Origin of the sequence: Actinomycetospora callitridis, assembly GCF_028737265.1 — a bacterium.
GTDB classification, from domain to species: Bacteria; Actinomycetota; Actinomycetes; order Mycobacteriales; family Pseudonocardiaceae; genus Actinomycetospora; species Actinomycetospora callitridis.
Map to the genome: position 1 here is coordinate 889,067 of NZ_JAQZAK010000002.1, position 25,523 is coordinate 914,589.

26 protein-coding genes are annotated in these 25,523 nt (G+C 75.3%); 6 read left to right on the forward strand and 20 right to left on the reverse strand.

The features are described from left to right. Positions 1 to 127 precede the first annotated feature (127 nt). The 11 genes from PH191_RS10150 to PH191_RS10205 form a co-directional block, all read right to left on the reverse strand. Positions 128 to 859: a demethylmenaquinone methyltransferase gene (locus tag PH191_RS10150; RefSeq protein ID WP_274194455.1), complete on the reverse strand. Its 732-nt coding sequence runs from the start codon at positions 857 to 859 to the stop codon at positions 128 to 130. After that, positions 856 to 1,452: a DUF3592 domain-containing protein gene (locus PH191_RS10155; RefSeq protein WP_274194456.1), complete on the reverse strand. Its 597-nt coding sequence runs from the start codon at positions 1,450 to 1,452 to the stop codon at positions 856 to 858. Before PH191_RS10155 ends, PH191_RS10150 begins: the two co-directional genes overlap by 4 nt. Beyond that, on the reverse strand, positions 1,449 to 1,919 hold the full coding sequence (gene mnhG / locus PH191_RS10160; protein WP_274194457.1) for a monovalent cation/H(+) antiporter subunit G: 471 nt from the start codon (positions 1,917 to 1,919) through the stop codon (positions 1,449 to 1,451). Before mnhG ends, PH191_RS10155 begins: the two co-directional genes overlap by 4 nt. Further along, the gene (locus PH191_RS10165; protein WP_274194458.1) at positions 1,916 to 2,200 is read right to left on the reverse strand and encodes a monovalent cation/H+ antiporter complex subunit F; all 285 of its coding nucleotides are present in this window, start codon (positions 2,198 to 2,200) and stop codon (positions 1,916 to 1,918) included. Before PH191_RS10165 ends, mnhG begins: the two co-directional genes overlap by 4 nt. Then, positions 2,197 to 2,799 (reverse strand): Na+/H+ antiporter subunit E, encoded by a 603-nt coding sequence (locus PH191_RS10170; protein WP_274194459.1) that lies wholly within the window; start codon positions 2,797 to 2,799, stop codon positions 2,197 to 2,199. Before PH191_RS10170 ends, PH191_RS10165 begins: the two co-directional genes overlap by 4 nt. Then, the gene (locus PH191_RS10175; protein WP_274194460.1) at positions 2,796 to 4,607 is read right to left on the reverse strand and encodes a Na+/H+ antiporter subunit D; all 1,812 of its coding nucleotides are present in this window, start codon (positions 4,605 to 4,607) and stop codon (positions 2,796 to 2,798) included. The genes PH191_RS10170 and PH191_RS10175 overlap by 4 nt, the downstream gene beginning before the upstream one ends. Then, complete coding sequence (locus tag PH191_RS10180) at positions 4,604 to 5,098, reverse strand: Na(+)/H(+) antiporter subunit C (RefSeq protein ID WP_274194461.1); 495 nt, start codon at positions 5,096 to 5,098, stop codon at positions 4,604 to 4,606. Before PH191_RS10180 ends, PH191_RS10175 begins: the two co-directional genes overlap by 4 nt. Next, positions 5,095 to 7,959, reverse strand: coding sequence for a Na+/H+ antiporter subunit A (locus PH191_RS10185; RefSeq protein WP_274194462.1), 2,865 nt, complete (start codon positions 7,957 to 7,959; stop codon positions 5,095 to 5,097). The genes PH191_RS10180 and PH191_RS10185 overlap by 4 nt, the downstream gene beginning before the upstream one ends. 118 nt (positions 7,960 to 8,077) lie before the next feature. Next, the gene (gene menD, locus PH191_RS10190; protein WP_274194463.1) at positions 8,078 to 9,820 is read right to left on the reverse strand and encodes a 2-succinyl-5-enolpyruvyl-6-hydroxy-3-cyclohexene-1-carboxylic-acid synthase; all 1,743 of its coding nucleotides are present in this window, start codon (positions 9,818 to 9,820) and stop codon (positions 8,078 to 8,080) included. Positions 9,821 to 9,977: 157 nt separating this feature from the next. Next, positions 9,978 to 11,933, reverse strand: a complete 1,956-nt coding sequence (locus tag PH191_RS29955; RefSeq protein WP_337994056.1) for a DUF6596 domain-containing protein — start codon at positions 11,931 to 11,933, stop codon at positions 9,978 to 9,980. Beyond that, positions 11,930 to 12,253, reverse strand: a complete 324-nt coding sequence (locus PH191_RS10205; protein WP_274194464.1) for a YciI family protein — start codon at positions 12,251 to 12,253, stop codon at positions 11,930 to 11,932. Before PH191_RS10205 ends, PH191_RS29955 begins: the two co-directional genes overlap by 4 nt. Before the next feature lie 163 nt (positions 12,254 to 12,416). On the opposite strand from PH191_RS10205, the gene PH191_RS10210 reads away from it, so the two are divergent. The 3 genes from PH191_RS10210 (at position 12,417) to PH191_RS10220 (ending at position 15,537) form a co-directional block, all read left to right on the forward strand. Further along, positions 12,417 to 13,094 carry a DUF998 domain-containing protein gene (locus PH191_RS10210; RefSeq protein ID WP_274194465.1) on the forward strand — a complete coding sequence of 226 codons (678 nt, stop codon included), beginning with the start codon at positions 12,417 to 12,419 and terminating at the stop codon, positions 13,092 to 13,094. Positions 13,095 to 13,392: 298 nt separating this feature from the next. After that, positions 13,393 to 14,640, forward strand: a complete 1,248-nt coding sequence (locus PH191_RS10215) for a hypothetical protein (RefSeq protein ID WP_274194466.1) — start codon at positions 13,393 to 13,395, stop codon at positions 14,638 to 14,640. 24 nt (positions 14,641 to 14,664) lie between these two features. Continuing rightward, entirely contained in the window at positions 14,665 to 15,537 is an 873-nt protein-coding gene (locus PH191_RS10220; RefSeq protein ID WP_274194467.1) for a 1,4-dihydroxy-2-naphthoate polyprenyltransferase, read from the forward strand. Positions 15,538 to 15,581: 44 nt separating this feature from the next. Here PH191_RS10220 and PH191_RS10225 read toward each other — a convergent pair whose 3' ends face one another. After that, complete coding sequence (locus PH191_RS10225; protein ID WP_274194468.1) at positions 15,582 to 15,938, reverse strand: DUF4229 domain-containing protein; 357 nt, start codon at positions 15,936 to 15,938, stop codon at positions 15,582 to 15,584. Positions 15,939 to 16,143: 205 nt separating this feature from the next. Here PH191_RS10225 and PH191_RS10230 point away from each other — a divergent pair, with 205 nt between their 5' ends. Both PH191_RS10230 and PH191_RS10235 read left to right on the forward strand, forming a co-directional pair. Further along, on the forward strand, positions 16,144 to 16,347 hold the full coding sequence (locus tag PH191_RS10230) for a BldC family transcriptional regulator (RefSeq protein ID WP_274190891.1): 204 nt from the start codon (positions 16,144 to 16,146) through the stop codon (positions 16,345 to 16,347). Between the two features lie 252 nt (positions 16,348 to 16,599). Next, complete coding sequence (locus tag PH191_RS10235; protein WP_274194469.1) at positions 16,600 to 16,860, forward strand: hypothetical protein; 261 nt, start codon at positions 16,600 to 16,602, stop codon at positions 16,858 to 16,860. 68 nt (positions 16,861 to 16,928) lie between these two features. Here the strand turns inward: PH191_RS10235 and PH191_RS10240 are convergent, their stop codons facing one another. The 4 genes from PH191_RS10240 to PH191_RS10255 all read right to left on the reverse strand — a co-directional run bounded on the left by PH191_RS10240 (position 16,929) and on the right by PH191_RS10255 (position 21,954). Beyond that, the gene (locus PH191_RS10240; protein ID WP_274194470.1) at positions 16,929 to 18,296 is read right to left on the reverse strand and encodes a MinD/ParA family ATP-binding protein; all 1,368 of its coding nucleotides are present in this window, start codon (positions 18,294 to 18,296) and stop codon (positions 16,929 to 16,931) included. A 73-nt stretch (positions 18,297 to 18,369) separates the two neighbouring features. After that, a complete protein-coding gene (gene ccsB / locus PH191_RS10245; RefSeq protein WP_274194471.1) occupies positions 18,370 to 19,362 on the reverse strand; it encodes a c-type cytochrome biogenesis protein CcsB in 993 nt (330 codons plus the stop codon). Continuing rightward, positions 19,352 to 21,091 carry a cytochrome c biogenesis protein ResB gene (resB, locus tag PH191_RS10250; RefSeq protein ID WP_274194472.1) on the reverse strand — a complete coding sequence of 580 codons (1,740 nt, stop codon included), beginning with the start codon at positions 21,089 to 21,091 and terminating at the stop codon, positions 19,352 to 19,354. The genes ccsB and resB overlap by 11 nt, the downstream gene beginning before the upstream one ends. 23 nt (positions 21,092 to 21,114) lie before the next feature. Beyond that, complete coding sequence (locus tag PH191_RS10255; protein ID WP_274194473.1) at positions 21,115 to 21,954, reverse strand: cytochrome c biogenesis CcdA family protein; 840 nt, start codon at positions 21,952 to 21,954, stop codon at positions 21,115 to 21,117. 375 nt (positions 21,955 to 22,329) lie between these two features. Between PH191_RS10255 and PH191_RS10260 the strand changes: the two genes are divergently transcribed. After that, on the forward strand, positions 22,330 to 22,518 hold the full coding sequence (locus PH191_RS10260; RefSeq protein ID WP_274194474.1) for a hypothetical protein: 189 nt from the start codon (positions 22,330 to 22,332) through the stop codon (positions 22,516 to 22,518). Between the two features lie 48 nt (positions 22,519 to 22,566). Here the strand turns inward: PH191_RS10260 and PH191_RS10265 are convergent, their stop codons facing one another. Genes PH191_RS10265 through hemL form a run of 4 tightly spaced genes read right to left on the reverse strand, consistent with a single transcriptional unit; the run spans position 22,567 to position 25,464 of the window. Next, positions 22,567 to 22,911: a zinc ribbon domain-containing protein gene (locus PH191_RS10265; protein WP_274194475.1), complete on the reverse strand. Its 345-nt coding sequence runs from the start codon at positions 22,909 to 22,911 to the stop codon at positions 22,567 to 22,569. Between the two features lie 28 nt (positions 22,912 to 22,939). Further along, positions 22,940 to 23,515, reverse strand: a complete 576-nt coding sequence (locus tag PH191_RS10270; RefSeq protein ID WP_274194476.1) for a TlpA family protein disulfide reductase — start codon at positions 23,513 to 23,515, stop codon at positions 22,940 to 22,942. Next, the gene (locus PH191_RS10275) at positions 23,516 to 24,142 is read right to left on the reverse strand and encodes a histidine phosphatase family protein (RefSeq protein ID WP_274194715.1); all 627 of its coding nucleotides are present in this window, start codon (positions 24,140 to 24,142) and stop codon (positions 23,516 to 23,518) included. It abuts the gene before it with no gap. 5 nt (positions 24,143 to 24,147) lie between these two features. After that, positions 24,148 to 25,464 carry a glutamate-1-semialdehyde 2,1-aminomutase gene (gene hemL / locus PH191_RS10280; protein ID WP_274194716.1) on the reverse strand — a complete coding sequence of 439 codons (1,317 nt, stop codon included), beginning with the start codon at positions 25,462 to 25,464 and terminating at the stop codon, positions 24,148 to 24,150. Positions 25,465 to 25,523 lie beyond the last annotated feature (59 nt).

Genomic DNA, 25,523 nt, shown 5'->3' on the forward strand with positions numbered 1-25,523 from the left:
GCGTGATCGCCCGCCGAGGGTGGTTTCGGATGAGCGGCCGCGGGTCAAGGCGAGGCGCGCGTGCGACGAAGCGGCTTTCCTGGCACTGGGTGCAAGCGAGGACGCAGGGCTTGCACCGGAGGTGCGATCAGGCGGGCTTTGTCGCCGTGTGCAGGGCGACGATGCCGCCGGAGAGGTTGCGCCAGGCCACCGAGCGCCAGCCGGCGGCGCCGATGCGGGCGGCGAGGGCGGGCTGGTCGGGCCAGGCGCGGATCGACTCGGCGAGGTAGACGTACGCGTCGGGGTTCGAGCTCACCGCGCGGGCGACGCGGGGCAGGCCCGCCATGAGGTAGTCGGTGTAGACGCGCCGGAACGGCGCGAAGGTGGGCCGGGAGAACTCGCAGACCACGAGCGTGCCGCCGGGGCGGGTGACGCGGGCGAACTCCGCGAGCGCGGCGTCGACGTCGACGGTGTTGCGCAGGCCGAAGGAGATGACCACCGCGTCGACCGAGGCTTCGGGCAGCGGGAGGTGCAGGGCGTCGGCGGCGACGAACGGCACCGGGCTGCGGCCGAGCTTGCCGACGAGCCGCGAGCGGCCGGTGCGCAGCATCCCCAGCGAGAAGTCGGTGGCGAGGCAGGTGGCCCCGGTGCGGGCGAGCTCGACGGTGGAGACCCCGGTGCCCGCGGCGACGTCGAGCACCGTGTCCCCCGGTCCGACCGCGAGGCAGGCGCGGGTGGCGCGGCGCCAGCGGACGTCCTGGGCGAACGAGAGCACGGTGTTGGTGAGGTCGTAGCGCGCGGCGACGCCGTCGAACATCCGGGCCACGGCGCCCGGGTCGCGGTCGAGCTCGGCGCGGGTGCCGCCCGGTTTCGGGCTCATCGGTGCCCCGCCCCCGCCATCTCGGGCTCGCCGTCCTCGCGCTCGCCGTCGCCGCGGTCCTCGTCGCGGACCGTCCACGCCTCGCGCGCGGCCACCGCCTCCTCCCGGCGCCGCCGGGCCCGGCCGAGTGCCCAGGCGCCGGGGGCGACGACGGCCCAGAGCACGAGCAGCCCGAGCGCGACGGGCACGAGACCCTCGGTCCACGTGCGCCCGGCGACGCGCACCAGCTCGGGGTCCGTGCGGTCGTACTCGACGCGCACGAGCTGGCCGGGCTCGAGCCCCCGCGGGTAGAAGACGCCGTCCTCCGGGGTGAGCACCGCACCCTCGGCGGTGGTGAAGCGGACGTAGACGTGGGGCCCGGAGCCGCCCTCGAGCACCTCGCCGACGGCCCGGCCGATCGAGGCGTCGATGTGGGCGTCGTTGCGCGCGGCCGCGACGAGCACCAGGCCGAGCAGGACGCTGACGACCAGTCCCGCGGCGACGACGATCTCCGGAGCCTTGCGGGCGGCGGGGCGCAGGAGCGCGACCGCGGCCTCGGCCGGCGGACGCGCCTTCGCGACGGCCCGCCGCGCCAGCTCGCGCAGCCCTGTCATTCGTCCGAGTCTAGGGACGCCCCGTCGGAGCCGGGCCCGCCCCTGCGACGGCTGCGCCCGACGGCCTCCCCGTTGCGGTGGGGCGGGCTCTCCTCCTGGTCGTCGGGGCCGGGGTCGGCCTCGTCCGGGCGGTCGGCCAGCTCGTCGACGTACAGCAGGTCGCGGCGCAGGCCGCCCTCACCGCGGTGGGCCAGGCGGCCGACGACGTGCGCGGTGACCGGGGCGGTCATGAGCTGGAACGCCCCGACGAGCACGAGCATCCAGACGTCCGGGCTGGTGCGCAGGTGCAGCGCGCCGCCGATGACGATGAGCAGCAGGCCCACCACCTGCGGCTTCGTGGCCGCGTGCATGCGGCTGAGCACGTCGGGCAGCGACAGCAGGCCGATCGAGGCGACGAACGTCAACAGGACGCCGAGCACGATCGCGACCGTGCCGATCGTGTCCAGCACGAGCTCCCAGGTGCTCATCGCCCGGTCCCCCGTCGCACGAACCGCGCCACGGTCGTCGAGCCGAGGAAGCCGACCAGGCTGATCGCGACCACCACGGGGACGAGCGACGAGTCGCCGGTCAGCGCCGCGTACGCCACGAGCCCACAGAGGAACTCGGCGACGAGGACGTCGAGCGCGACGAGGCGGTCGAGACCCGTCGGTCCCCGCAGCAGCCGCACGACGACGAGGACCGCGGAGAGCCCGAGCAGCACGAGGGAGACGACGAGGACGGCGTCGAGCAGGGCGGGCAGGGTGCTCATCGGCTCTCCTCGTCGACGTCGGGGCCCGCGGGGACGGTCGGCGCGGCCGGTCGACCGAGGGCCGCCACGATGTCGTGCTCCAGCCGGGCGACCTGCTCGCGGAAGTCCGCGACGGCCCGGGCGTCGCCCGCACCGAGGACGTGGGCGAAGATCGTCCGCTCCTCGGGCCGGGCCTCGATGACCACGCTGCCGGGCACGAGCGTGAGCGTCTCGGTCACCATCGCCATCACGAACTCCGACGACGACTCGAGCCGGACCGCGACCACCGAGCTGCGGATCGGCGGGCCGGTGACGGCCTGCAGCGACTGCCAGGCCACCTGCAGGCTCGACACGACGAGGTCGCCGACGAAGCGCGCGGCCGCGCCGAGCGCCGCCCCCGGCCGGATCCAGCCCCCGCCGGGTGCGGGCGGCAGCGGGAAGAGGACGAGCACGAGGAGCCCGACGGCCAGGCCGCCGAGCACGTTCGCCCACGAAAAGGTCCCCCAGAGCAGCACCCAGACGATCACGAGCCAGACGACCGGGACGGCACGGCGCAGGAGCCCACCGGTGTCGGGCGGGGTGCGGCGCCCCTCGCGTCCGTCCCGACCCTCCCGGCTCACCGCGCGACCCTGTCGTCGACGGTCTGGGCGAACACGGCCTGGATGTAGGGCGTGCGGGCGACGAGGTCGTCGGAGGCCTGGGCGGCCACCGCGTAGAGCGGGCCGGCCGCGACCGTCAGCGAGAGACCGAGCACGACGAGCGCGGCGGTCGCCGCGGTCATCACCCTCGGCAGGCTCGACGACACCGTGTCACCGGCGGCCCCGAGGAACCGGCCGGACAGCGCCGGGGTGCCGTCGGTCGGGGCCAGGCGCGCCACCGGCCAGTCGACCTCCGCGCCGGAGTTCGCGTCGGCGCGGGCGATCGTGCGGGCCGTGCCGGGGCGCACCTGCGTGAGCACCCCGCTGCGCGGCGTCGGGGCGCCGGGCAGCCCCCCGGTGGTCCGCTCGCGGTCGTCCGGCACGTCCTCCTCGCCCTCGTCGGCCTCCTCGTCCTCGTCCTGGTCGGGCTCCTCGGAGACCGGGATCTGGTCGGCGGGGCGCCAGAAGGCGAGCACCCACACCTTGGTGACGGCGTAGAGCGTCAGGAGGCTCGTGAGCACCGAGACCACCACGAGCGTCCAGGCCAGCACGGAGCCGTCGACGACACCGGCCTGCACCAGCCCGAGCTTGCCGACGAAACCCGACAGCGGCGGGATGCCGCCCAGGTTGACCGCGGGGATGAACCAGAGCAGGGCGAGCAGCGGCGACGCCTTCGCCAGCCCGCCGAGACGTGTCACCGACGTCGAGCCGCCGACGCCCTCGATGAGGCCGACCACGCAGAACAGCGTGGCCTGCACGGTGATGTGGTGGACGACGTAGAACACGGCGCCGGCCACGCCGAGCGGGGTCGCCAGCGCGATCCCGAAGATCATGTAGCCGATGTGGCTGACGAGGGTGAACGACAGGATCCGCTTGATGTCGGCCTGCGCGATCGCACCGAGCGCGCCGACGAGCATGGTCATCCCCGCCGCGACGAGCAGGACGGTCTGGGTGACCTCGGAGTCCGGGAACAGCAGCGTCTCGGTCCGGATGATCGAGTACACGCCGACCTTGGTGAGCAGGCCGGCGAACACCGCGGTGACCGGGGCGGCCGCGGTCGGGTAGCTGTCGGGCAGCCACGCCGACAGCGGGAAGACGGCGGCCTTGATGCCGAACGCCGTGAGCAGCACGAGGTGGATCGCCAGCGCCGTACCCGGCGGCACCTGCTCCATGCGCGTGGAGATCTGGGCGAGGTTCAGCGTGCCCACCGCGGCGTAGACCAGCGCGATGCCGACGAGGAAGACCAGCGACGACACCACGTTGACGACGACGTAGGTGATGCCGGCCCGCACCCGCGACCGGCTGCCCCCGAGCGTCAGGAGCACGTAGCTCGCCATCAGGAGGACCTCGAACCCCACGTAGAGGTTGAACAGGTCCCCCGAGAGGAAGGCGTTCGCGACGCCCGCGGCGAGCACCAGATAGGTCGGGTGGAAGATCGTGATCGGGGTGGCCTCGTCGCGGTCGTACACGCCCTGCCCGATGGCGTAGACGAGCACGGCGAGCGTCACCGACATCGACGTCAGCAGCATGAGCGCCGACAGCGGGTCGACGACGAGCGTGATGCCCAGGGGCACCGGCCACGAGCCGACCGTGATGACGACCGGGCCCGACTGCACGGCCGTCACCAGCAGCAGCGCGGCGATCACGACCACGACGGTGAGCACGGCGACGCTGATCGCGCGCTGCAGCATCGGGCGTCGCGAGAGCACGAGCGTCAGGCCGGCCCCGAGCAGCGGCAGCAGCACGGGCAGCGGGATCAGGGTCGCGAGCAGGGAGGAGCCCGGGTTCATCGCACGTCCTCCCCGGTGGCGCCGGCCGCCGCGCGGACCGGGTCGGGGCCCGTCTCGGTGTCCTCCGGGTCGGTGTCGCCGACGTTCTCGCAGCCCGTGGTGTCCAGCTCCTCCTCGTCCTCCTGCTCCCCGCGCGCCAGGCGGCGGCGCACCGAGCGGTCCTCGGTGTCCTCGGTGAGGTCGTCCTCGCGGTCGAGGGTCCAGGCGCGGTGGATGAGGGCGAGCAGGAACGCCGACACCCCGAGCGTGATGACGATGGCGGTGAGCACGAGCGCCTGGACCAGGGCGTCGCTCATCGTCTCCTCCGGCGCGCGGCCGACCAGCGGCGCTGCGCCCGTGGGACCCCCGGCCACGATGACGAGCACGTTGGTGGCGTTGCCGAGCACCAGGACGCCCAGCAGCACCCGGGTCAGGCTGCGCTCGAGGAGCAGGTAGACCCCGGCGGTGTAGAGCACGCCGACGAGCGCCAGCAGGACGATCGGCGAGCTCACGAGGGGACCTCCTCACGGGCCGACATCCGGCCCACCGCGACGGAACGCCGGCGGTCGAGCTCGGCGCCGAGGCTGCGCAGGATGTCGAGCACGAGCCCGATGACGATCAGGTAGACGCCCACGTCGAAGATCAGCGACGTCACGAACTTCACGTGGCCGAGCACCGGGACGTCGCCCTCGAGCACGGCGGTCTGCAGGACCTCGCCGCCGAGCAGCAGCGCGCCCAGCCCGGTGCCGCCGGCGAGCAGCAGCCCGAGCCCGAGCAGCACACCGGCCTCGACGGGGACGGCCTCGCCGAGCTCGTAGCGTCCGCCCGCGACGTAACGCACGACGAGCGCGAGACCGGCGACGAGCCCGCCCGCGAACCCGCCGCCGGGGGCGTTGTGGCCGGCGAAGAGGAAGTACAGCGAGACCACCATCATCGTCGGGAAGACCAGGCGGGTGATCACCTCGAGCAGCAGGACGCGGTCACCGTCACCGCGGCGGGCCGCCCGCAGCCAGCCACCGGCGCCCGTCGAGGGGGTGACCACGGGCTGCGGCTCCGACCGCGGCGGCGCCCCGGAGCGGCGGTGCAGGAAGACCAGGCTGGCGACGCCGGTGGCCGCGGCGACGATCACCGAGAGCTCGCCCATGGTGTCCCAGGCGCGGATGTCGACCAGCGTCACGTTGACGACGTTCGCGCCCGCGCCGAAGTCGTAGGCCTGCGCGGGGTACGCCGCCGACACCGGCGGGGCCTGCCGCGCGGCGAGCGCCACCGCCCCGAGCCCCGTCATGAGCAGCCCGACCGGCACGGCGACGAGCAGGCGCCGGATGCGCTGGCGGGACGTGTGCCGGTCGGCGATGTCGCGCGGGAGCGTGCGCAGCACGAGCACGATCACCACGAGCGTCGCCGTCTCCACCAGGGCCTGGGTGAGCGCGACGTCGGGCGCCCCGGCCAGGGCGAAGATCAGCGCGATCGAGTAGCCGAGCCCGCCGACCACGAGCACCGCGCCGAGGCGGCGGCGCACGCGCGTGGCGACGATCGCGCACGCGGCGCCGATCACGGCGGCGAGCACCTGGAACGGCGAGTCGGCGAGACGGTCGACGCGGACCTCGCCGAGGTCGGAGGACAGCAGCAGCACGAGCCCCGGCCCGAGCACGAGCACCGCGAAGACCGTGTTGAGGACCCAGGACAGCGAGCCGCGCTGGGTCATCACCGTGACGCGCAGCGAGGTGTTCTCCAGGGCGTGGATCACGCCGCGCCAGGCGATCTCGGCGCGCACGCCGGCCAGCGGGTGCCGCGCGGTCAGGCGGGCGCTCACCGACGGGAGGCCCACGACCGACCCGAGGGCGACGGCGAGCACCGAGAGCCCGAGCGCGACGCCGACCGAGGGGACCACGGCGAGCTCGAGCAGGGTCGGATACGTGGCCGGCAGCGTGTCCGCGTAGCCCTCGAGCAGCGGCGCGAGGCCCGCGACGCCGAGCCCCGCGACCAGGCCCCCGACCCCGAGCACGGCCGGCGACGCGACGAACACCGGACCCGGCGCCTGCCAGGTCACCGCGTCGACGCCGGGCTTGCGCCAGAACGCCCCCCACACGAACCGCATGCTGTAGCCGACGGTGAGCACCGAGCCGAGCACGACGAGCGCGAGCAGCGGCACCGCCGCCGGGCCGTAGGCGTCGTGGAGGAACGCCTCGAACGACGCCTCCTTGGTGACGAAGCCGAGCAGCGGCGGCAGGCCGGCCATCGAGGCCGCGGCGAGGATGCCCGCCGTCGCCAGCACCGGGGCGCGCCGCCCGAGCCCGGAGAGCTCACGCAGGTCACGGGTGCCGGCGCGGCGGTCGATCACGCCGACGACGAGGAACAGGCAGGCCTTGAACAGGGCGTGGCCGACCACGAGCCCGAGGGCGGCGAGCGCGCCGTCCCGGGAGCCGGCCCCGGCGAGCAGCAGCATGAACCCGAGCTGGGACACCGTGCCGTACGCGAGGACGAGCTTGAGGTCGTGCTGGCGCAGCGCCTGCACGCCGCCGAGCAGCATCGTGACGATCGCCAGCGTCGCGATCAGCGGACGCCACGGCTCGACGTCGGCGAGCCCGGGCGCGAGGCGCAGCACGAGGTAGACGCCGGCCTTCACCATCGCCGCGGCGTGCAGGTAGGCGCTGACCGGCGTCGGCGCGGCCATCGCCGAGGGCAGCCAGAAGTGGAACGGCACCAGCGCGGACTTGGTGATCGCCCCGACCAGCACGCACACGACCCCGGCGGTGACGGCCGCGGGGGTCGCGGCGGGGCCCGTGAAGTAGCTCACGAGCTCCGAGAGCGAGGTGGTGCCCGCCGCGGCGGACAGCACCACCAGGCCGACGAGCATCGTCAGGCCGCCCGCCGCGGTGACGACGAGCGCCTGCACCGCCGCCGCACGGCTCGCCCGCTTGTGCGAGTCGTGGCCGACGAGCAGGAAGGAGAAGACGGTCGTCAGCTCCCAGCACACGTAGAGCACGAAGACGTCGTCGGACCAGACGAGCGCGAGCATCGCGCCGGCGAAGGCGGTGAGCACCCCGGCGAACCGCCCGAGCCCGCGCGCGCCCTCCGAGAAGTAGCGCGTGCAGTACAGGAGCACGAGGGCCCCGATGCCGGTGACCAGCAGCGAGAAGGTGGCGGACAGCGCGTCGAGGCGCATCGCGATGTCGATGCCGAGGGTGGGGATCCACGGGATCTCCTGGGCGGGCGCGGCGCCCGCGAGCACCGCGGGCAGCTGCGCCAGGATCCAGACGAAGGCCGCGGCGGGGACCAGGGCCAGCACCGCGAACGCGCGCCGACCGAGCACCCGGACCAGGCCCGGTGCGGCCAGCGCCGCCACCGCGTGCGCTCCCACCAGCACCAGCACGCCTGCTGCACTCCCAACTGTCGTCCCGACCCGTGGCGGGGCGCATCATTCCGGATCCCCCGTGGTGGTCGCGTGCGGCGACGACGAGGTCACTCCCGCGAGGCCGCGCCGAGAGCGGTCAGTCGTCGGCGAGCGCCGCCCGCACCGCCGCGACCGTCTGCTCCCCGGTCGCCCGCCGTTCCGACCGGTCGATCGCCACCTCGACCACCCGCGTCCCGGGTCGCCCGGTGGGGGCCAGCGCCCCGCCCGGACCTGCCAGCTCGGCCGGGACCGCGTGGCGGTGCGGCACGCGATGGGCGGCGCAGAGCGCGGCGAGGTCCGTGCCGTGCGGGGCCCCGAAGACGCGCTCGAAGGCGGCGGCGAAGCGCGGGGCGCCCTGCTCGAGGGTGGCGAAGATCCCACCGCCGTCGTCGTTCGCCACCACGACGACGAGCTCCCCGCGCGGCTCCTCCGGCCCGACGAGCAGGCCGTTCGTGTCGTGCAGGAACGTCAGGTCGCCGAGCAGCGCGTAGGTCGGTCCGGGGTGCGCGAGCGCGACGCCCGCGGCCAGCGAGACCGCACCGTCGATGCCGGACACACCCCGCGCGGAGAGGACGGTGACGTCGGCGCGCGGGGTCGCCGCGAGCGCCACGTCCCGGATCGGCGCGGACGCGCCCACCACCAGGCACGCCCCGGACGGCAGGGCCGCCACCGTGGCCGCGGCCAGGGCGGGGCCGCTGCCCTCGACGACCGCGGAGTCGAGCACCTCGAGGGCCCGGTCGTCGGCCTCGGCCCAGGCGCGCGCGAAGTCCGCGTCGGGCTTCCAGTCGTCCGGGGGCGGGAGCGCGCCGACCGCCGTCACCGAACCGGCGACGTCGGTCCAGCCCGGCCGGGGGCGCCCGCCGGTCGGGGCCACCGAGGGGACCGCCACGACGGTGACGCACGGGTCGGCGAGCAGGCGCGACACGGCGCGGTGCAGCGTCGGGCGACCGAGGACGACGACCTGCTCGGGGCGCAGGTCCTCGCGCGTCCCGTCCAGCGCCGCGGGCAGCGCCCAGGTCCCGGCGGGCAGCGCGCGCCCGCCCGCCGGGTCCGACCACAGCGGCGACGTCGGCTCGGCGAGCACGGGCACGCCGTCGGGCAGGCGCGTCCCGGCGGGCACGACCTCCCCGCCGTGACCGGCGACGACGAGCGTCCGCGCGCCGGCGCGCAGCGCCAGGGGCGCGAGTGTGGAGGCGGGCGGCGCCGCGACGATGCCCGTCCAGGGAGCGCCCTCGGGCCGGCCCTCGAGCGCGGGGTCGGAGCTGGTCCGCGGATCGGCGGCGCCCTGCGGGTCGAGCAGCGGCTCGCGCAGCGGGACGTTGAGCTGGACGGGACCGGGGTCGCCGCCGCTCGTGCCCGCCGCCCGGTCGAGCGCCCGGGCCACGACCGCCCGCCAGGAGCGCGCCGCCCCGGGGCGGTCCTCCGCCAGCGGCATCACCACCGAGGCGCGGACCGCCTCGCCGTACATCCCGACCTGGTCGATCGTCTGGTTCGCGCCGCTGCCGACGAGCTCGACGGGCCGGTCGGCGCTGACCACCAGCAGGCCCACCCCGCTGCGCGAGGCCTCGAGCACGGCGGGGTGCAGGTTGGCCACCGCGGTGCCCGACGTGACGACCACCGGCACGATCCGGCCCGACACCGACCCGAGTCCCACCGCGAGGAACCCGGCGCCGCGCTCGTCGATGCGGACGTGGAGCCGGAGCCGACCGTCGCGGTCGGCGGCATACAGGGCGACGAGCAGCGGCGCGTTGCGCGACCCGGGGCACGCGACGGCGTCGGTGACCCCCGCCCGGACCCATTCGTCCACGACGACGTGGGCCTGCGCCGTCGAGGGAATCACCGAACCCACGGTAATGACGCGGAGGCCGTCGCACCCGATGGGCAGGGGGTGATCCCGGCCCCTGATCAGGTCCGCGGGGCGCGCGGTGGGCGAGAGACCACCGCGGACCGTGTCCTGAGGACACGGTCTGCCTGCTCGACCCCTCTCCCGGCGGCGATCAGCTCCGCGGACGCAGCAGGCGCAACGTCGCGTCCCGTCCGGTCGCCCGGGTGAACAGGTACTCGGCCCGCTCGTAGGACAACCGCGTGCGACCCGTGTCCGGGCACCGGTCCCCCGCAGCGGGGGTGCGGGCCGGGCCCGGGCGACGGTCGGCGAGGAAGACCGGCCCGCGGGTGCGCCCCACGAGCAGGACGTCGAGCAGGCGCGCGGTGCGGGCGCGCCAGGTGACGGCGCCGGCGCACCGGTCGTCCCGGTCCAGGTCGTCGACGTCGAGGGCGAGCACGGCGCGGACCGGCGCCCCGGACTCGTGCAGCAGCGACCACAGCGCGCGCTCGCGGACCGGCACCGCAGGGTCGTCGCAGAGCGCCACGACTCGCACGGGGTCCAGCGGTGCGGCCTGTGGGCGGTCGGGGGCGCGGCGCTCCAGGCCCTCGGCGAGGTCGGGGCGGTCGAGCCAGGCGGCGAACGACCGGACCGCGGCGCGGTGCCGGTTCCACGTCGCGGCGGCCGCCCCGCCCCAGGTGGTCACGAGCACGCGGGTGACCTCGTCGCCGGTGAGGGCGTCGAGCGGGGTGGTGCCGCCGAGCCCGCGCACCAGCCGGCGCAGGGTCTGGCCGTAGGCCCGGCGCGCGGGGGGCTCGAGACCGCCGAGGAACGCGGCGGCGCGGTCGTCGAGGGTCGGCGCGGTGGTCGTCCCGGCCGGGGCCGAGGCGCGGGCGTCGAGGTACGCGCGCTCGGCGTCGTTGCGGGTCAGGGCGGCCGCGCGGGCGTACTCCCGGCGCGCCTCGTCGTGGCGGCCCAGGCGGCCCAGCAGATCGGCGCGGACGCCCGGCAGCAGGTGGTAGTCGCGCAGCCGGGGGTCGTCGCGCAGGGCGTCGGCGAGCGCCAGCCCGGCCTCCGGTCCCCGGGCGCGGCCGACGGCGACGGCCCGGTTGAGCGCGACCACGGGCGTGGGCAGGAGCGCGGCGAGCCGGTCGTAGAGCGCGGCGATCGCGGTCCAGTCGGTGTCCTCGGGGCGCCGGGCCTGCGCGTGGCAGACCGCGATCGCGGCCTGCAGGACATAGATCCCGGGGGTCCCGCCGAGGTCGCGGGCGCGCAACATCGACGTGAAGCCGCGCCGCACGTGCACCGGGTCCCAGCGCCCGCGGTCCTGCTCGTGCAGCGGGATCGGCGCGCCCCCCGGGCCGGTGCGCGCCGCCGACCGCGAGGCCTGCAGCTCCATGAGCGCGACCAGGCCGTGCACCTCGGGCTCGGACGGCGCGAGCGCGGCGAGGCGGTGCCCGAGGCGCAGGGCCTGCCCGCAGAGGTCCGTGCGCACCAGCGCCTGGCCGGACGTGGCCGCGTAGCCCTCGTTGAACACGAGGTAGACCACCTCGAGCACCGACGACAGCCGCGCGGCGAGCTCGTCGCGCCCGGGCATCGCGAACTCGGCCCCGGCCTCGGCGAGCGTCCGCTTCGCGTCGGCGATCCGCCGGCTGATCGTGGCGTCGTCGGCGAGGAAGGCGCGGGCGATCTCGGCGACGTCCAACCCGCCGAGCAGGCGCAGGGTCAGCGCGAGGCGTCCCTCGGTGCGCAGCACGGGGTGGCACGACAGGAACATCAGGCGCAGGACGTCGGCCTCGTCGTCGCCCGCCTCGTCACCCGCGCCGGCGGGCTCGCCGTCGGACTCCCCGGCGTGGGCGATCTCGGCGTGGGCACGCTCGGCGCGGCCCTCGCGCCGCAGGTGGTCGACGGCGCGCCGCTTGGCGACGGCGGTGAGCCAGGCGCCCGGGTTGGCGGGGACGCCCTCGTCCGGCCACTGCTCCAGCGCGGCGACGAGGGCGTCCTGCGCGAGCTCCTCGGCCAGGCCGACGTCGTGGACCATCCGCGTGAGGGCGGCGACGATCCGGGCGGACTCGAGCTTCCAGACCGCGTCCACCCGGGCGTGCAGCCCGCCCTCACGCGCCGGGGTCACGGACCCATGACCCGGTGCAGGACGCTGGCGCCGTCACCGACGATCCGGCGGAAGCGCCGCGAGACCTCGAGCGCCTCCTCGTGGGAGGAGACCTCGACCAGGGCGAAGCCCAGGATCTCCTCCTTCGCCTCGACGAAGGGTCCGTCGGTCACGGTGATCTCGTCGCCGACCGAGGTGACCTTCACGCCGCCGGGCTCGAGGCCGCCGGTGGCGATGAGGATGCCGGCGGCGGTCATCTCCTCGATGAACGCGCCCATCTCGGCGAACAGGGCCTCGTCGGCCTGTCGGCTGTTCTGCCCGGTGGTCATCAGGTAGCGCATCGGGTGCTCCTCGATCTCCGTGGTGATCCGGTGGTGCGGGGTGCTGACGGCTCCACGTCGTCCGGGCCGATGCGACAGGGAACGGCGACGTTCCCTGTCCTATCAGGTCGGACGACGTGGTGGCGAGAGTCCGATCCGGCAGGTCCCCAGAGAGGCACCCGAGATGACCACGACCGCTGTCGCCCCCGCCGTCACCACCACCCCCACCACCAGCGCTGCCGTCACCCGCACCCGCCGACAGCTCGCCGCGCTGGCCGTCGGCTTCCCGCTCTGGGCCGCGGTGTCGGTCGCCCAGGCCGCCACCCGCGAGGGGTTCGACATCCTGCGCCACCCGCTGAGCCTGCTGTCCACCGGCGACCTCGGGTGGCTGCAGATCACCAACTTCGTCGTCGCCGGCGTCCTGGCCGTCGTCGGGGCGCGCGGACTCCGCACCGCCCTGCACGGCACCCCGGGCGGCGTCTGGGCGCCTCGGCTCGTGGCCGCCGCCGGGATCGGACTGGTCGCGGCCGGGTTCCTCGTCATGGATCCGGGGGCGAACTTCCCCGTCGGTGCGCCCGACGACCTGCCGCTCGTCTCCTGGCACGCCGTCGGCCACATGGTCGCCGGCACCGTCTGCTTCACCTCGCTCATCGCCGCCTGCTTCGTCCTGGCCCGCCACCTCACCCGCACCGGACGCCGGGGCCTCGCGATCGCCGGCCGCGTCGCGGGCCTCTCCCTGGCGCTCGGCTGGGGCTGGGCGATGGGCGGGGGTGCCGCCGGCACGCTGACCCTCGCGGTCGGTGCCATCGCCGCGATGCTCGCCGTCGCCGGGGTCGCCGCCCTGGCGCGGCGCGAGGTCTGATCACCCGCGGACGCCGAACCCCTCCGGTGTTCCGGAGGGGTTCGGCGCATGATCACCCACAGGAGCCCCTCGGCCCCCGTGCGTCTGCACCACGTACGCGCCGACGTCGTGGAGGCGCGCCGTACGGGTGGTGAAGCACTCGACCGGATGACAACCCATCGAGCGGATCTCCGCCGAATCGGACACCGCGGCCCGTGATCGCGCCGTTCACTGCACCGTGCGCACCGATACGACTCGACTCCAGCCCTCCGCGGAGCGGGTCGTCCGGGCGCGGCGGACGCGACGGACAGGCTTCGTCGTGGCCACCGGCGTCCTGACGACCGCCCTGTCGCTCGCGACCCTCGCCCCGGTGGCGAGCGCCGACCCGGGCGTTCCGCCGCCGACCGGCCCGCACACGCAGGCCGCCCCGAACGACGAGGGCCCGCAGCGCTGGGCGCCCCCGCTGGCCGGGACGTCGACCGGTGTCGCGATCACCGACGGCACCGCCCGCCTGAGCACCATGCGCGACGGCACCGAGACCGGCCCGGCCGCGCTGCGCGGCGCCGAGCGCCAGGGCCTGCTCGACCTCGGCGCCCACCAGTTCGCGACCCCGGTCAACCGGATCGACGCCCCGGTCACCGGCGACGTCCCGCCCGGGTCCCAGGTGGCGGTCGACGTGCGCGGGCAGGACGCCGACGGGCAGTGGAGCGAGTGGCTCCCCGCCGAGCCGGGCTCCCCCGCGGTGCTCCCGGAGCCCACGCGGACCGTGGCCGTGCGGCTCGCGATGCTCGCCCCGACCGGATCGGCCGGACCGGTGGTGCGCAGCCTCGAGGTCCTCGCCGACGAGGTGCCGACCGGCCCGCGCACGATCGCCCCGCGGGCCAGCTACCGGGTGTTCGCCACCCGCGAGGGTCTCGTCGGCGGCGTCACCGCCAACGGGCACCGGATCAGGCCGAACGACCAGTTCGCCGCGCTGCCCTCGCGCCGGGCGCTCTCCCCGAACGGGCGCGGCGACTACAGCGTGCGTGTCTGCGCCGCGGGCGGGCGCTGCGCGACCGTGCCGGTGTGGGACGTCGGGCCCTGGAACACCAAGGACGACTACTGGAACCCGTCGAACCAGCGCCAGCAGTGGAAGGACCTGCCGCAGGGCCGCCCGCAGGCCCAGGCCGCGTTCGAGAACAAGTACAACGGCGGGCGCGACGGCTTCGGCCGCCAGGTGAAGAACCCCGCGGGCATCGACCTCGCCGACGGCACCTTCTACGGCCTCGGCCTGCGCGACAACGCGTTCGTCACCGTCGACTACCTCTGGACCGCGAAGTCCGCAGCACTGGGACGGGCGGCCACCGCCGGCGCCGGTCCGGTCGTGGAACGCGCGACGCCGGACGCCGCGGCACCCGACGGCGGGGTGGTCGGCGACGGCGCCCAGGTCGAGGTCCAGTGCCAGGTCGCGGGCACCTCCGTCACCGGCACCCAGGGCACCAGCAACCTCTGGCTGCGCACTCGGCCGGAGCGCTACGTCCCGGCCGCGTGGATCCAGGGCGCGCCGCCGGTGCCGCCCTGCACCTAGCGCACGTCGGTAAAGTCGCCGGGCGTGGCGACCGTCGGCGAATGGGTGGAGGGCGCGCGTCCCCGCACGCTGCCCACGGCGATCGCCCCGGTGCTCGCGGGCTCCGGGGCGGCCGCGGGGGTCGCCGGGTTCGACCCGGTGGCCGCCGTGCTCGCGCTGGTCGTCTCGGTGTCCTTCGTGATCGGCGTGAACTTCGCCAACGACTACTCCGACGGCGTGCGCGGCACCGACGACGACCGCGTCGGCCCGCTGCGTCTCGTGGGCTCCGGGGTGGCGCAGCCGTACGTGGTCAAGCGCACCGCGATGCTCTGCCTGGGCCTCGGCGCCCTCGCCGGCGTCGTGCTGTCGCTCTACAGCGGGCACTGGTGGCTGATCGTCGTCGGCGCGGTGTGCCTGCTCGGCGCCTGGTTCTACACCGGGGGCTCGCGCCCGTACGGCTACCGCGGGCTGGGCGAGCTCGCGGTGTTCGTCTTCTTCGGACCGGTCGCGGTGCTCGGCACCGAGTTCGTGCAGACGGGCCGCGCGAGCGGCCTCGGGATCGGCGCGTCGGTGGGCGTCGGGCTGCTCGCCTGCGCGGTCCTCGTCGCCAACAACCTGCGCGACATCGGCTCCGACGTCGACACCGGCAAGCGCACCCTCGCCGTGGTGCTCGGCGACCGCGACACCCGCGTGCTCTACGCCGCGCTCGTCGTGGTCCCGCTCGGCATGACGCTCGTGCTCAGCCTGCGGGCGTGGGGGGCGCTCGCCGGTCTCCTGGCGCTGGTGCTGCTCGTGCCCGGGCTGCGGCGCGTGCTCGCCGGGTCGACCGGCCGCGACCTGATCCCCGTCCTGCGCGACACCGCGCTCGGGCTGCTGGTGTGGTCCGCCGCGACGGGGCTGGGCCTGGCCCTGACCTAGGCCCTGACCTAGGCCCTGACCTAGGCCCTGACCTAGGCCCTGACCTAGGACTCCTCTCCGGAGGCGTCGCCCCGGAGCTCGGCCCGCAGCTGCTCGCGCCGGGCCCGGCGCGACGCCGTCGCCGCGTCGACCTCGGCGGCGAGCCGGGCCCGCAGCCCGCGGAACAGGAACAGCGACAGCGGCAGGGCGACGACGATGGCGACCAGCAGCGACACGAGCAGCGGCAGGCCGACGAGCACGAGCACGCCCGCGATCACCGCGACGACGAGCAGGCGGGCGCCGACGTAGAGGGCGACCGCGAGCGCGACGCCGCCGGGCGTGCCGGTGGCGCCGGAGGGGCTGTCGGCGGTGTCGTCCCGGACGCCCTCGGCGGGCCCGGGAACGGGATTCGGCGAGGTCACGGCACCAGGGTAGGCGCGTGGCGAGGGCGCCGCGTCCGCAGCCGGTGGGCGCCGGAGTCGTCCGTTTCGCCCTTTGTGCTCTCTTTACCTGGATACAAGCGTTCGAGTACGTACGGGGTCCGGTGTCACGATTCGCCGCGTTGTGTCCGCTCCCGTCATTCGGCGGTCGGGCGGGCGCCCGTGGCGACAGGGAAGGTGGAGTGACATGACCATCACTCACGAGGCCGGCGAGCGACTGATGACCCCCGGCGAGGTCGCGGCGATGTTCCGCGTCGACCCGAAGACCGTCACACGCTGGGCGTCCGCGGGTCGCATCGGCTCCATCCGCACCCCGGGTGGCCACCGCCGCTTCCGCGAGTCCGAGGTCCGCACCCTGCTCGACGGCCTGACCAGCGAGGCGCACCGCTAGCCGACCCGTCACGACCGGCGGCCGGGCGGCCGCCGGTCGGCGGCGCCGCGACGGCACCGGTGGGGATCCGCTTCGTCCGACCTCACCGGGGCGCCCCGTGACACGGCTCCCGCTCGTCCCGGGCACCCGACCGTCACCCGACGTCCACCTCGCGCACGTCACGCGGACTTCCGGTCCGACCGGTAGCGTGGTGGATGCCCGGTCCGTGGACCATCCGCGGCCGGTGACGTCGAAGATGCTGGAGGCGTCCGAGTGATCCCGTTCCTCGTGGCCGTGCTTGTCCTGGTCGTCGTGGGGACGTTGCTGTGGAAGGTGATGGCCGCCCAGGCGGCCCAGGCCGGACACGACGGCGGTCCCGGCAGCATGGTCGAGGACGCACCGACCGGTCCCACCCGCCAGGCCTCTCCGCGTCGCCCGCAGCGCCCGGTCGCGCCGGACGACGACCCGGAGTTCCTGCGCTCGCTCGACGAGCGGATCCAGCGCCCCGAGCGCGAGGACCCGCCCTCCACCTAGAACACGACCTCCCGCGAGGGGCGTCCCGGTCCGCCGGGGCGCCCCTCGCGGCGTCTGTGGGGGTCCCTCTATCGGGGGATCATCGGGCGCCGCACCCGTGACCCGGCCCGGCCGAAGTCGTCGGCGACGGTCGCCGCGAGCTCGAGCAGCGCCGCCCGGGTGCGCGAGGAGAGCTTGTCCAGCTCGATCTCCGCGCCCTCCTCGAGGTGCGGGTCGAACGGCAGCCGCACGACGGCCCGGCAGCGCGCCGCGAAGTGGTCGGAGACGCGGTCGAGGTCGACGTTGCCCGACGACCGCCGCACGTAGTTGATGACGGCGACCGAGCGGGACACCAGGTCGCGGTAGCCGTGCGCGTCGAGCCAGTCGAGGGTGGCCGACGCGCTGCGCGCCCCGTCGATCGACGCCGACGAGACGATCAGCAGCGAGTCCGCGACGTCGAGGACGCCCTTCATCGCGGAGTGCATGAGTCCGGTGCCGCAGTCGGTGAGCACCACGTTGTAGAAGTGCTCGAGCAGCGTCACCGTGCGCCGGTAGTCGACCTCGCTGAACGCCTCGGACACCGCCGGATCCTGCTCGCTGGCGAGGACCTCCAGGCGGGACGGACCTTGCGAGGTGTAGGCACGGACATCGGAGTAGCGCCGCACGCGGTCGGCGTCGCGCAGCAGGTGGCGCACGGTCGCCGTGGTCTCGAGCGGGATCTTCTGGCTCAGCGTGCCGCGGTCCGGGTTCGCGTCCACGGCGATCACGCGGTCGCCGCGCAGGGACGCGAACGTCGACCCGAGCGTCGTCGTCATGGTGGTCTTGCCGACGCCGCCCTTGAGGCTCAGCATCGCGATCTTGTAGCAGCCGTGCAGCGGCTGGTTGACGCGCGCGATCAGCTCGCGGCGCGCGGCGTCCCCGGCGCTCTCCCCCGGGTTGACCAGGCCGCCGCTGCCGACGAACAGCGCGCGCCGCCAGCCCGTCTGCGGCGGGCGCTTGCTGGGCCGCAGGAGCTGCGCCGACGAGAGGTCGTAGCTCGCGGGACCGTTCGGGCCCTGGGGGGCGTGGGCGCCGCGGCCCGGCGTCGTGAAGCGGCCGGAGAGCGGTGTGCGCTCACCCGGCACGGGGCCGGCGGGCGGGAGGGCGGCGCTGCCGGGTGGCGCGGCGGCACCACCGCGCGGGTCGAACCCCGCGTGGCGGGGCTGGGGGGCGTCACCGCGGGCTGCCTCGGCCGTGTCGACCCGCCGCGTGGTCTCCGGGGAGTCCGCCGGGGCGGCCACGGCCGGCGGCTCGGCCGGGGTGCCGTTCGTCGCCGCGGTGTCCGACGACCCGCTCGGCGTCTCTCCCGAGGAGGTCGACGCCGGGGTCGTGGCCGAGGTCGACGTGGCGGACGACGCCGGCGGCGGCGGGGACGACGGGGGCGTCGCGGGCGACTCGTCGTCGTCCGTGGGTTCCATCTGGCGGCCCCTCCCTCGTCGCGTGGCGCGCCAGACCGTATCCCGTCGTGGAGATCCGAACGACCGGAACCGGTCAGCCGACCCCGGCGTACGAGTGCAGGCCCGTGACCACGAGGTTGACGAAGAACAGGTTGAACACCATCACCGCGAAGCCGACCACGTTGATCACCGCGGCGCGGCGGCCGCGCCAGCCTGCGGTGGACCGCGCGTGCAGGTAGCAGGCGTAGACGACCCAGGCGACGAGCGCGGTGGTCTCCTTGGGGTCCCAGCCCCAGTAGCGGCCCCAGGCGGCCTCGGCCCAGATCGCCCCGGTGATCACCGCGAACGTCCAGATCGGGAAGGCCAGCGCCGTGGCGCGGTAGGCGACGCGGTCGAGCACGTCGGCGCCCGGCAGCCGCGCGGCCCACGCCAGGCGGGTCGGGGTGTTCTCGTGCGCGGCCCGCAGGAGGTACAGGACGCTGCTGACACCGGCGAGCAGCAGGATGCCCGAGGCGATGACGGCGGCGGAGACGTGGATCGCGAGCCAGTACGAGCGCAGCGCGGGCACCACGGGCGCGGTCTGCGTGTAGAGCACCGTGCCGGCCAGGAACATCAGGATGATCACGGGCAGCAGCACGAAGACGCCGAGGCGGCGCAGCTCGGGGCGGCGGTAGAGCACGACCAGCCAGGCGCCCACCGCGACCAGGCAGATCGCGGCGGTGAACTCGTACATGTTGCCCCAGGGCACGCGCTGCGCGGCGAACCCGCGGACCACGAGCATCGCCAGGTGCAGCGCGAACCCGAGGACGGTGAGCGAGACGCCCATCCGCCCGAACCGTTCGGCGCGGGACCGGGGCGGCGCGGTGCCGGCCGGGGTGCCGCCCGGGGCGTCGGTCACGTCGGCGGTCCCCGTCGAGCCACCGCCCACGCCCACGCCGACGGGCTCCCGCGCGGACTCCTCGGCCCGCGCCGGACGCCGCAGGAGCGCGTGCTCGACGGCGTGCAGGATCATCGCCAGCACGTAGACGCCGAGCGCGGACTCGAAGAGCAGGTCGCCGAACTGGCCGAGCTGCGCGTCAACGACCATCGGGGTCCTCCCGGTCCTCCCCGCCGGCGTCCACCGACGGTTCCTGCGTCGCCTCGGGCGGCACGGACTCCTCGGGGACCGCCGGGTCGGGCATGGCGTGGTCGTCCTCCGCCTCGCCCCGCGCGCCCAGCGCGGCCGCGAGCCGCCCGAACTCCTCGCCGTAGCCCGCGCGGTCCGTGCGTGCCAGCCCGCCGAGCGTCACCACCGTACGACCACCTGTCGTAGGCGGCAGTGCGGGGGCCGCACGCACCCAGAAGCGGCGGCGGCGCACCGTCAGCGACAGCGTCAGGCCCCCGAGCAGCGCGATCGCCGTGATCAGCACCGCCGTCTGCCCCGGGTCGTGCGACACCTGCAGCGACACCCAGTTCTCGACGCCGTCGAAGCGGATGCGGGTGCCGTCGTCGAGCGTGATCTCGCCGCCGGGCTTGATGTTCTCCCGCGCCACGCGCACCAGCCGGCCCTGGTCGACCATGCCCTGGTCCACCGAGAAGATCGACTGCGCGCGGCCGGAGTCGAGCCCCAGGTCGCCGCGCAGCACGTCGACGGCGACCTCGGGGTTGTTCAGCGCCGGGAACACCGACGTGACGAGCCCGCCGCCGGACGAGGTCGGCGCGAACAGGCCGGTGATCGCGAGCTGCGAGCGACGGCGCTGCGCCTCGTCGGTGATCCCCGGCGGGTCGATCTTCGTCGCGCCCTCGGAGAGCAGCGTCGCCTGGTCGACGGGACGCCACTGCACGAGGCCGACGCGCTGCTGGCCGTCGGGGAAGGTCACCGTGAACCGGGGCGCGTAGCCGTGCCCGAGCAGGTAGACACGCTCGCCGTCGACGCGCAGCGGGTCGTTCACCGCGAGGTCGTGGGGCACCCAGGCGTCGGCGCCGCTCTGCACGGCCTCGCCGTCCTGGAAGCGGACGGCGGCGTCGAAGGAGTCGGGCTGCCCGTCGGGGCGGAACGTCGCGCGGAAGCCGTCGACGGTCAGGCAGAACGGGTCCAGCCCGGTGCCGTCGACCTGCAGGCCGGGTCGGAACGAGTCGTAGGCGTAGATCCCGGAGTTGCAGAACTCGCTGCCGTCGGCCATGACGATGACCTGGCCCTCGTAGCCCAGGATCTTGCCGATCGCGATGCCGCCGAGCAGGGCCACGAGGCTGAGGTGGAACACCAGGTTGCCGACCTCGCGCAGCGAGCCCTTCTCCGCCGAGATCGTGCGCACCCCGCCCGGCTCGGAGCGCACCACGGTGCGCCAGCCGCGCAGCCGCCGGCGGGCCGCCTCCACGACGGCGTCCGGGTCGTCGTCGGAGGTGCTCTCCGCGTGGTGGGGCAGGCGGGCGAGGTTGCGCGGCACGGCGACCGGCTCGACGCGCAGGCTCCGCGCGTGCTCGATCGACCGCGGGACCAGGCAGCCGATGAGCGAGATGAACAGCAGCAGGTAGACCGCCGAGAACCACGGCGTGGCGAAGACGTCGAAGAACCCGAGGTCGTCGAGCACCGGGCCGAGCGTCGGGTGCTGGGCGAGGTAGTCCTCGACGGCGTTCGGGCTCGGGGTGCGCTGGGGCAGCACGGCCCCGGGCAGCGCGGCCACCGCGAGCAGGAACAGCAGGATCAGCGCGGTGCGCATGCTGGTCAGGCCGCGCCAGGTGTTGCGGGCCAGCGCGAGCGCACGCCGGGCGCGGCTCGGACCGGACGGCGGCGGGCCGGCGTCCCCGGCGGGTGCCTTCGGCAGCGTGGTGGTCATCGCGTGGTGGTCATCGGGGAGGCCTACAGGGGAGTGGAGAAGCCGGCGATGGGACCGCGCAGCAGGGCGATGATCTCGGCCCAGAGGCCGGTGGCGAGCAGCAGGCCCACGACGATCATGCCGACGCCGCCGACGACCTGGATGCGCCGGCTGTGGTTCCGCAGCCACGCCTGCGCCCGCACCGCGCGCCCGGCACCGAGGGCGATGAGCACGAACGGCACGCCGAGCCCGACGCAGTAGGCGAGCAGCAGCACGACGCCCCGCACGCCGGCGCTGCCCGCGTCGGTGCCGCTGGCCAGGGCGACGACGCCGGCGAGCGTCGGCCCGAGGCACGGCGTCCAGCCCAGGCCGAACGTCGCGCCGAGCAGCGGTGCGCCGACCAGCCCGAGCTGCGGCACCCGGTGCGGCCGGGTGTCGCGCTGCAGCGCCGGGACCAGGCCGAGGAAGACCAGGCCCATCGCGACGGTGACGACGCCGCCGATCCGCTGCAGGAGGGCCTCGTTGGCCAGCAGCGCGTCGGCCAGCCAGACGACCGACCCGAGACCGACGACGAAGACGACGGTGAAGCCGAGCACGAACAGGCACGCCGCCCCGGCGACCCGCCAGCGGCGCAGCCGGCGCGGGGTCGCGGTGGCCACCGGGAGCTCGCCGGTGACCGCGGCGCGGCGCTCGGCGTCCTGGGCCTTCACCTCGTCCTCGGTCACCGCGGGCGCGTCGGCACCGACCAGACCGGCGAGGTAGGCCAGGTAGCCCGGCACCAGCGGCACGACGCACGGGGACGCGAAGCTGACCGCGCCGGCCGCCACGGAGAGCAGCACGGCGAGCAGGACGGGGCCGGACGTGGCCACCTCGGTCAGGTTCATGGCGACTCCAGGGTAGGACGCCCCGGTCAGGCGCGCGTGGGCACGGGGACCCATCTCCGACGATGTGTCGTAGATCGTGCCGTCGGAGCGGGACGCCGGGGCGCTCGCCCGAGCGGGATGCTTCGGAAACCGAAGCGTCGTAATTCGGTGGCGCCCCCGGCAGGGCCACTCCTACCGTTCCCGCCGTGGACATCGACTCCTGAGGCGCTCCGCGCCCCTCCCGCTGCCCCTCCCGCCGTCCGGCGCGGTGCGTCTCCGCACCCCGGGCGTGATCAGGCAGCCCCCACGGTCGATATCGATCTCCGTCGTGACCGTGACGGCCGGCTGATCTCCCGTCGCCGGCGGCGTCCGTCCGCACACTCCAGGAGGTCCCCCATGCGAAGCACCGTCCCGACGTCCCCGGCCGAGACGCCCCCGGCCAACCGCGCCGAACGACGGGCCGCCGCCCGCGGCCGGCAGGCCGGCGGGGGCACCACCCGCACGGCACCGCGCGCCACCGGCCCGCGCGAGCACACCAAGCCCGCGCACGCCCGCGCGGACTTCGCCGCCCGACGCAGCGGGTGACACGGCGGCCGACCAGGCGGCTGACGACCGGGCCGGACGGTCCGGTCGTCAGCCGTGGGCGCCGGGGTACTGCTGCTGGGGGTACTGCTGCTGGGGGTACGGCGGCGGGTACTGCGGCGGCGGGTACTGCTGCGCCGGGTACTGGGGCGTCACCCCCGCGGGCGGCAGCTGGGCGAGCTGCTCGGCCTGGGCCTTGTCGACGGTCATCGCGAAGCCGCAGGCGGTGCACTGCGTGCTGTACCGCACGCGGACGGGGAAGAGCGGGATGAAGAAGAGCGTGAACTTCGTGACCAGCTTCAGCACGGCGTTCGCCGCCGACCGGTGACAGTGGGCGCAGGTCAGCAGCACCATCGCGAGCTGCTGCACCGTGCGGCGCGTTCCAAAGATGATCACGTCGGCTCCTCGGCCTGGGGGTGCAGCGTCAGCTGGCGGGGGCGGGCTCGGCGGCGATGCGGTCGACCACGGGCTGCAGGTCCGAGGCCAGGACGGCGGTGAGGAACACCGCGGCCACACGGTGGGAGCGGTCGAGCACGATCGTCGACGGCACCGCGTTGCGCGGGTAGCCGCGCAGCACGAGCAGCGAGCGGCCCGGCGGGTCGAAGATCGACGGGTAGACGACGCCGCGGTCGCGGACGAAGTCGGCGGCGGCGTCGCGCTGGTCGCGGACGTCGATCCCGAGGAACTGCACCCCGCGGGGCGCGGACGCCTCGGCGACCTGGTCGAGGGCCGGTGCCTCCGCCCGGCAGGGCCCGCACCACGATCCCCACACGTTGAGCACCACGACCTGGCCGCGGTAGGCCTCGGTGGACAGCTCCCGCCCGGGCTCGAGCAGGCTCTCGCCGCCAAGGGCGGGCAGGACGCCCCGGGTCTCGGGCGGGTCGTAGGTGACGGTCGTGCGCCCCCCGGTGCCGCCGAACACGAACGCCCCGTCCGACGGCGACGACGAGCACCCCGCGAGCACGAGCAGGCCCGCGAGCACGAGCAGCAGGGCGCGCACTCAGGCGCCCGTCGCCGTCGGGTCGGAGACGCCGCCGGGCTCGGCGTAGGCGATGTCGACGAGGCTCTCGTCGTCGAAGACGAAGCTGGTCACCGACCCCAGGGAGCACTGCCGGTGCGACGGGTTGTGCCACAGGCGCTCGCCGGACAGGAAGCGGCGCAGGGTCCAGATGGGCAGCTGGTGCGACACGCAGACCGCCTCGTGCCCCGCGGCCAGGGCCCGCGCGCGGTGCGCGGCGCCGAGCATCCGGTGCGCGATCTCGAGGTACGGCTCGCCCCACGACGGCGTGAACGGGTTGCGCAGCAACGGCCAGTACTCCGGCCTGCGCAGCGCGCCGTCGCCGACCCCGACGTGCAGGCCCTCGAAGGCGTTGCCGGCCTCGATCAGCCGGTCCTCGGTGATCGGCTCCAGGCCCAGCTTCTCGGCGAGGGGCACCGCCGTCTCCTGCGCCCGCTGCATCGGGGAGACGAGCAGCGCGGTGACGTCGGCGCCGGCCAGGTGCTCGGCGGCCCGGCGCGCGTGCTCGCGGCCGGTGTCCGAGAGACCGTAGCCGGGCAGGCGGCCGTAGAGGATGCCGTCGGGGTTGTGGACCTCGCCGTGGCGGACCAGGTGGACCGTGGTGCGCAGGGGGCTCACGGTGCCGTCGCCGCGGCCGCCGCCCGCGCCGCGCCGGGCAGCGCGTCGGCGATCACCGAGAACGCGTCGTCGTCGAGCGCGGCGGAGATGAAGCAGGCCTCGAACACGCTGGGCGGCCAGTACACCCCGGCGTCGAGCAGGGCGTGGAAGAACGGCGGGAAGCGCCAGGTCTCGGCGGCCTTCATGTCGTCGAAGTTCCGGCCCGCCTCGTCGGCGAAGCGGACCGACACCAGCGAGCCCGCCCGCTGCATGGTGTGCACGACCCCGGCCGCGGAGAGCGCGTCGGTGACCAGGCCGTGCAGGCGGTCGGCGTTGGCGTCCAGCGCCGTGTAGACCTCGGGCGTCGCGTGGCGCAGCGTCGTGAGCCCGGCCGCGACCGCGACGGGGTTCCCGGCCAGCGTCCCGGCCTGGTAGACGGGGCCGGCGGGCGCGAGGTGGCCCATGACGTCGGCGCGGCCGCCGAACGCGGCGGCGGGCAGGCCGCCGGACATGACCTTGCCGAAGCAGTAGAGGTCGCCGGCGACGCCCTCGAGGCCGTACCACCCGGACGCCGAGACCCGGAAGCCGGTCATCACCTCGTCGATCACCAGCAGCGCGCCGTGGGCCTGGCAGAGCCGCTTGAGCCCGGCGTTGAAGCCGTCGTCGGGGGCGACCGCGCCCATGTTGCCCGCGGCCGCCTCGGTGATCACGCACGCGATCTCGCGCCCGCGCTCGGCGAAGACGGCGGCGACGGCGTCGAGGTCGTTGTAGGGCAGGACGACGGTGTCGGTCGCCTGGGCGCCGGTGACGCCCGGCGACGAGGGGAGCCCGAACGTCGCGACACCCGAGCCCGCCTCGGCGAGCAGCGCGTCGACGTGGCCGTGGTAGCAGCCGGCGAACTTGACCACCACGCTGCGCCCGGTGAACCCGCGGGCCAGCCGCACCGCGCTCATCGTCGCCTCGGTGCCGGAGTTGACCAGGCGCACCTGCTCGACCGGCTCGACGCGCCGCACGAGCTCCTCGGCGAGGTCGACCTCGCCGATCGTCGGCGTCCCGAACGACAGCCCGGCGGACGCGGCCTCGCGCACCGCCTCGACCACGGCGGGGTGCGCGTGGCCGAGGATCATGGGGCCCCAGGAGCTGACCAGGTCGACGTAGCGGTGGCCGTCGGCGTCGGTGAGCCAGGGTCCGGAGCCGGCCACCATGAACCGCGGGGTGCCGCCGACCGACCTGAACGCGCGGACCGGGGAGTTCACCCCGCCCGGCACCACCTGCTCGGCGCGCGCGAAGAGGTCCGCGCTGCGCCCGACGTCGGACGTCCCGGGGCTCGTCATCGCTGTGCGGGTCACGGCGCCCAGTCTCCCAGCCGCCGGGACCTCGGGCCCGTCAGGCC

Excerpts from the sequence above, each read along its gene's own strand:
- PH191_RS10150 (WP_274194455.1), bottom strand. The coding sequence starts at position 859 with ATGAGCCCGAAACCGGGCGGCACCCGCGCCGAGCTCGACCGCGACCCG.
- PH191_RS10155 (WP_274194456.1), bottom strand. The coding sequence starts at position 1,452 with ATGACAGGGCTGCGCGAGCTGGCGCGGCGGGCCGTCGCGAAGGCGCGT.
- mnhG (WP_274194457.1), bottom strand. The coding sequence starts at position 1,919 with ATGAGCACCTGGGAGCTCGTGCTGGACACGATCGGCACGGTCGCGATC.
- PH191_RS10165 (WP_274194458.1), bottom strand. The coding sequence starts at position 2,200 with ATGAGCACCCTGCCCGCCCTGCTCGACGCCGTCCTCGTCGTCTCCCTC.
- PH191_RS10175 (WP_274194460.1), bottom strand. The coding sequence starts at position 4,607 with ATGAACCCGGGCTCCTCCCTGCTCGCGACCCTGATCCCGCTGCCCGTG.
- PH191_RS10205 (WP_274194464.1), bottom strand. The coding sequence starts at position 12,253 with ATGCGCTACCTGATGACCACCGGGCAGAACAGCCGACAGGCCGACGAG.
- PH191_RS10210 (WP_274194465.1), top strand. The coding sequence starts at position 12,417 with ATGACCACGACCGCTGTCGCCCCCGCCGTCACCACCACCCCCACCACC.
- PH191_RS10230 (WP_274190891.1), top strand. The coding sequence starts at position 16,144 with ATGACCATCACTCACGAGGCCGGCGAGCGACTGATGACCCCCGGCGAG.
- PH191_RS10240 (WP_274194470.1), bottom strand. The coding sequence starts at position 18,296 with ATGGAACCCACGGACGACGACGAGTCGCCCGCGACGCCCCCGTCGTCC.
- ccsB (WP_274194471.1), bottom strand. The coding sequence starts at position 19,362 with ATGGTCGTTGACGCGCAGCTCGGCCAGTTCGGCGACCTGCTCTTCGAG.
- resB (WP_274194472.1), bottom strand. The coding sequence starts at position 21,091 with ATGACCACCACGCTGCCGAAGGCACCCGCCGGGGACGCCGGCCCGCCG.
- PH191_RS10255 (WP_274194473.1), bottom strand. The coding sequence starts at position 21,954 with ATGAACCTGACCGAGGTGGCCACGTCCGGCCCCGTCCTGCTCGCCGTG.
- PH191_RS10260 (WP_274194474.1), top strand. The coding sequence starts at position 22,330 with ATGCGAAGCACCGTCCCGACGTCCCCGGCCGAGACGCCCCCGGCCAAC.
- hemL (WP_274194716.1), bottom strand. The coding sequence starts at position 25,464 with ATGACGAGCCCCGGGACGTCCGACGTCGGGCGCAGCGCGGACCTCTTC.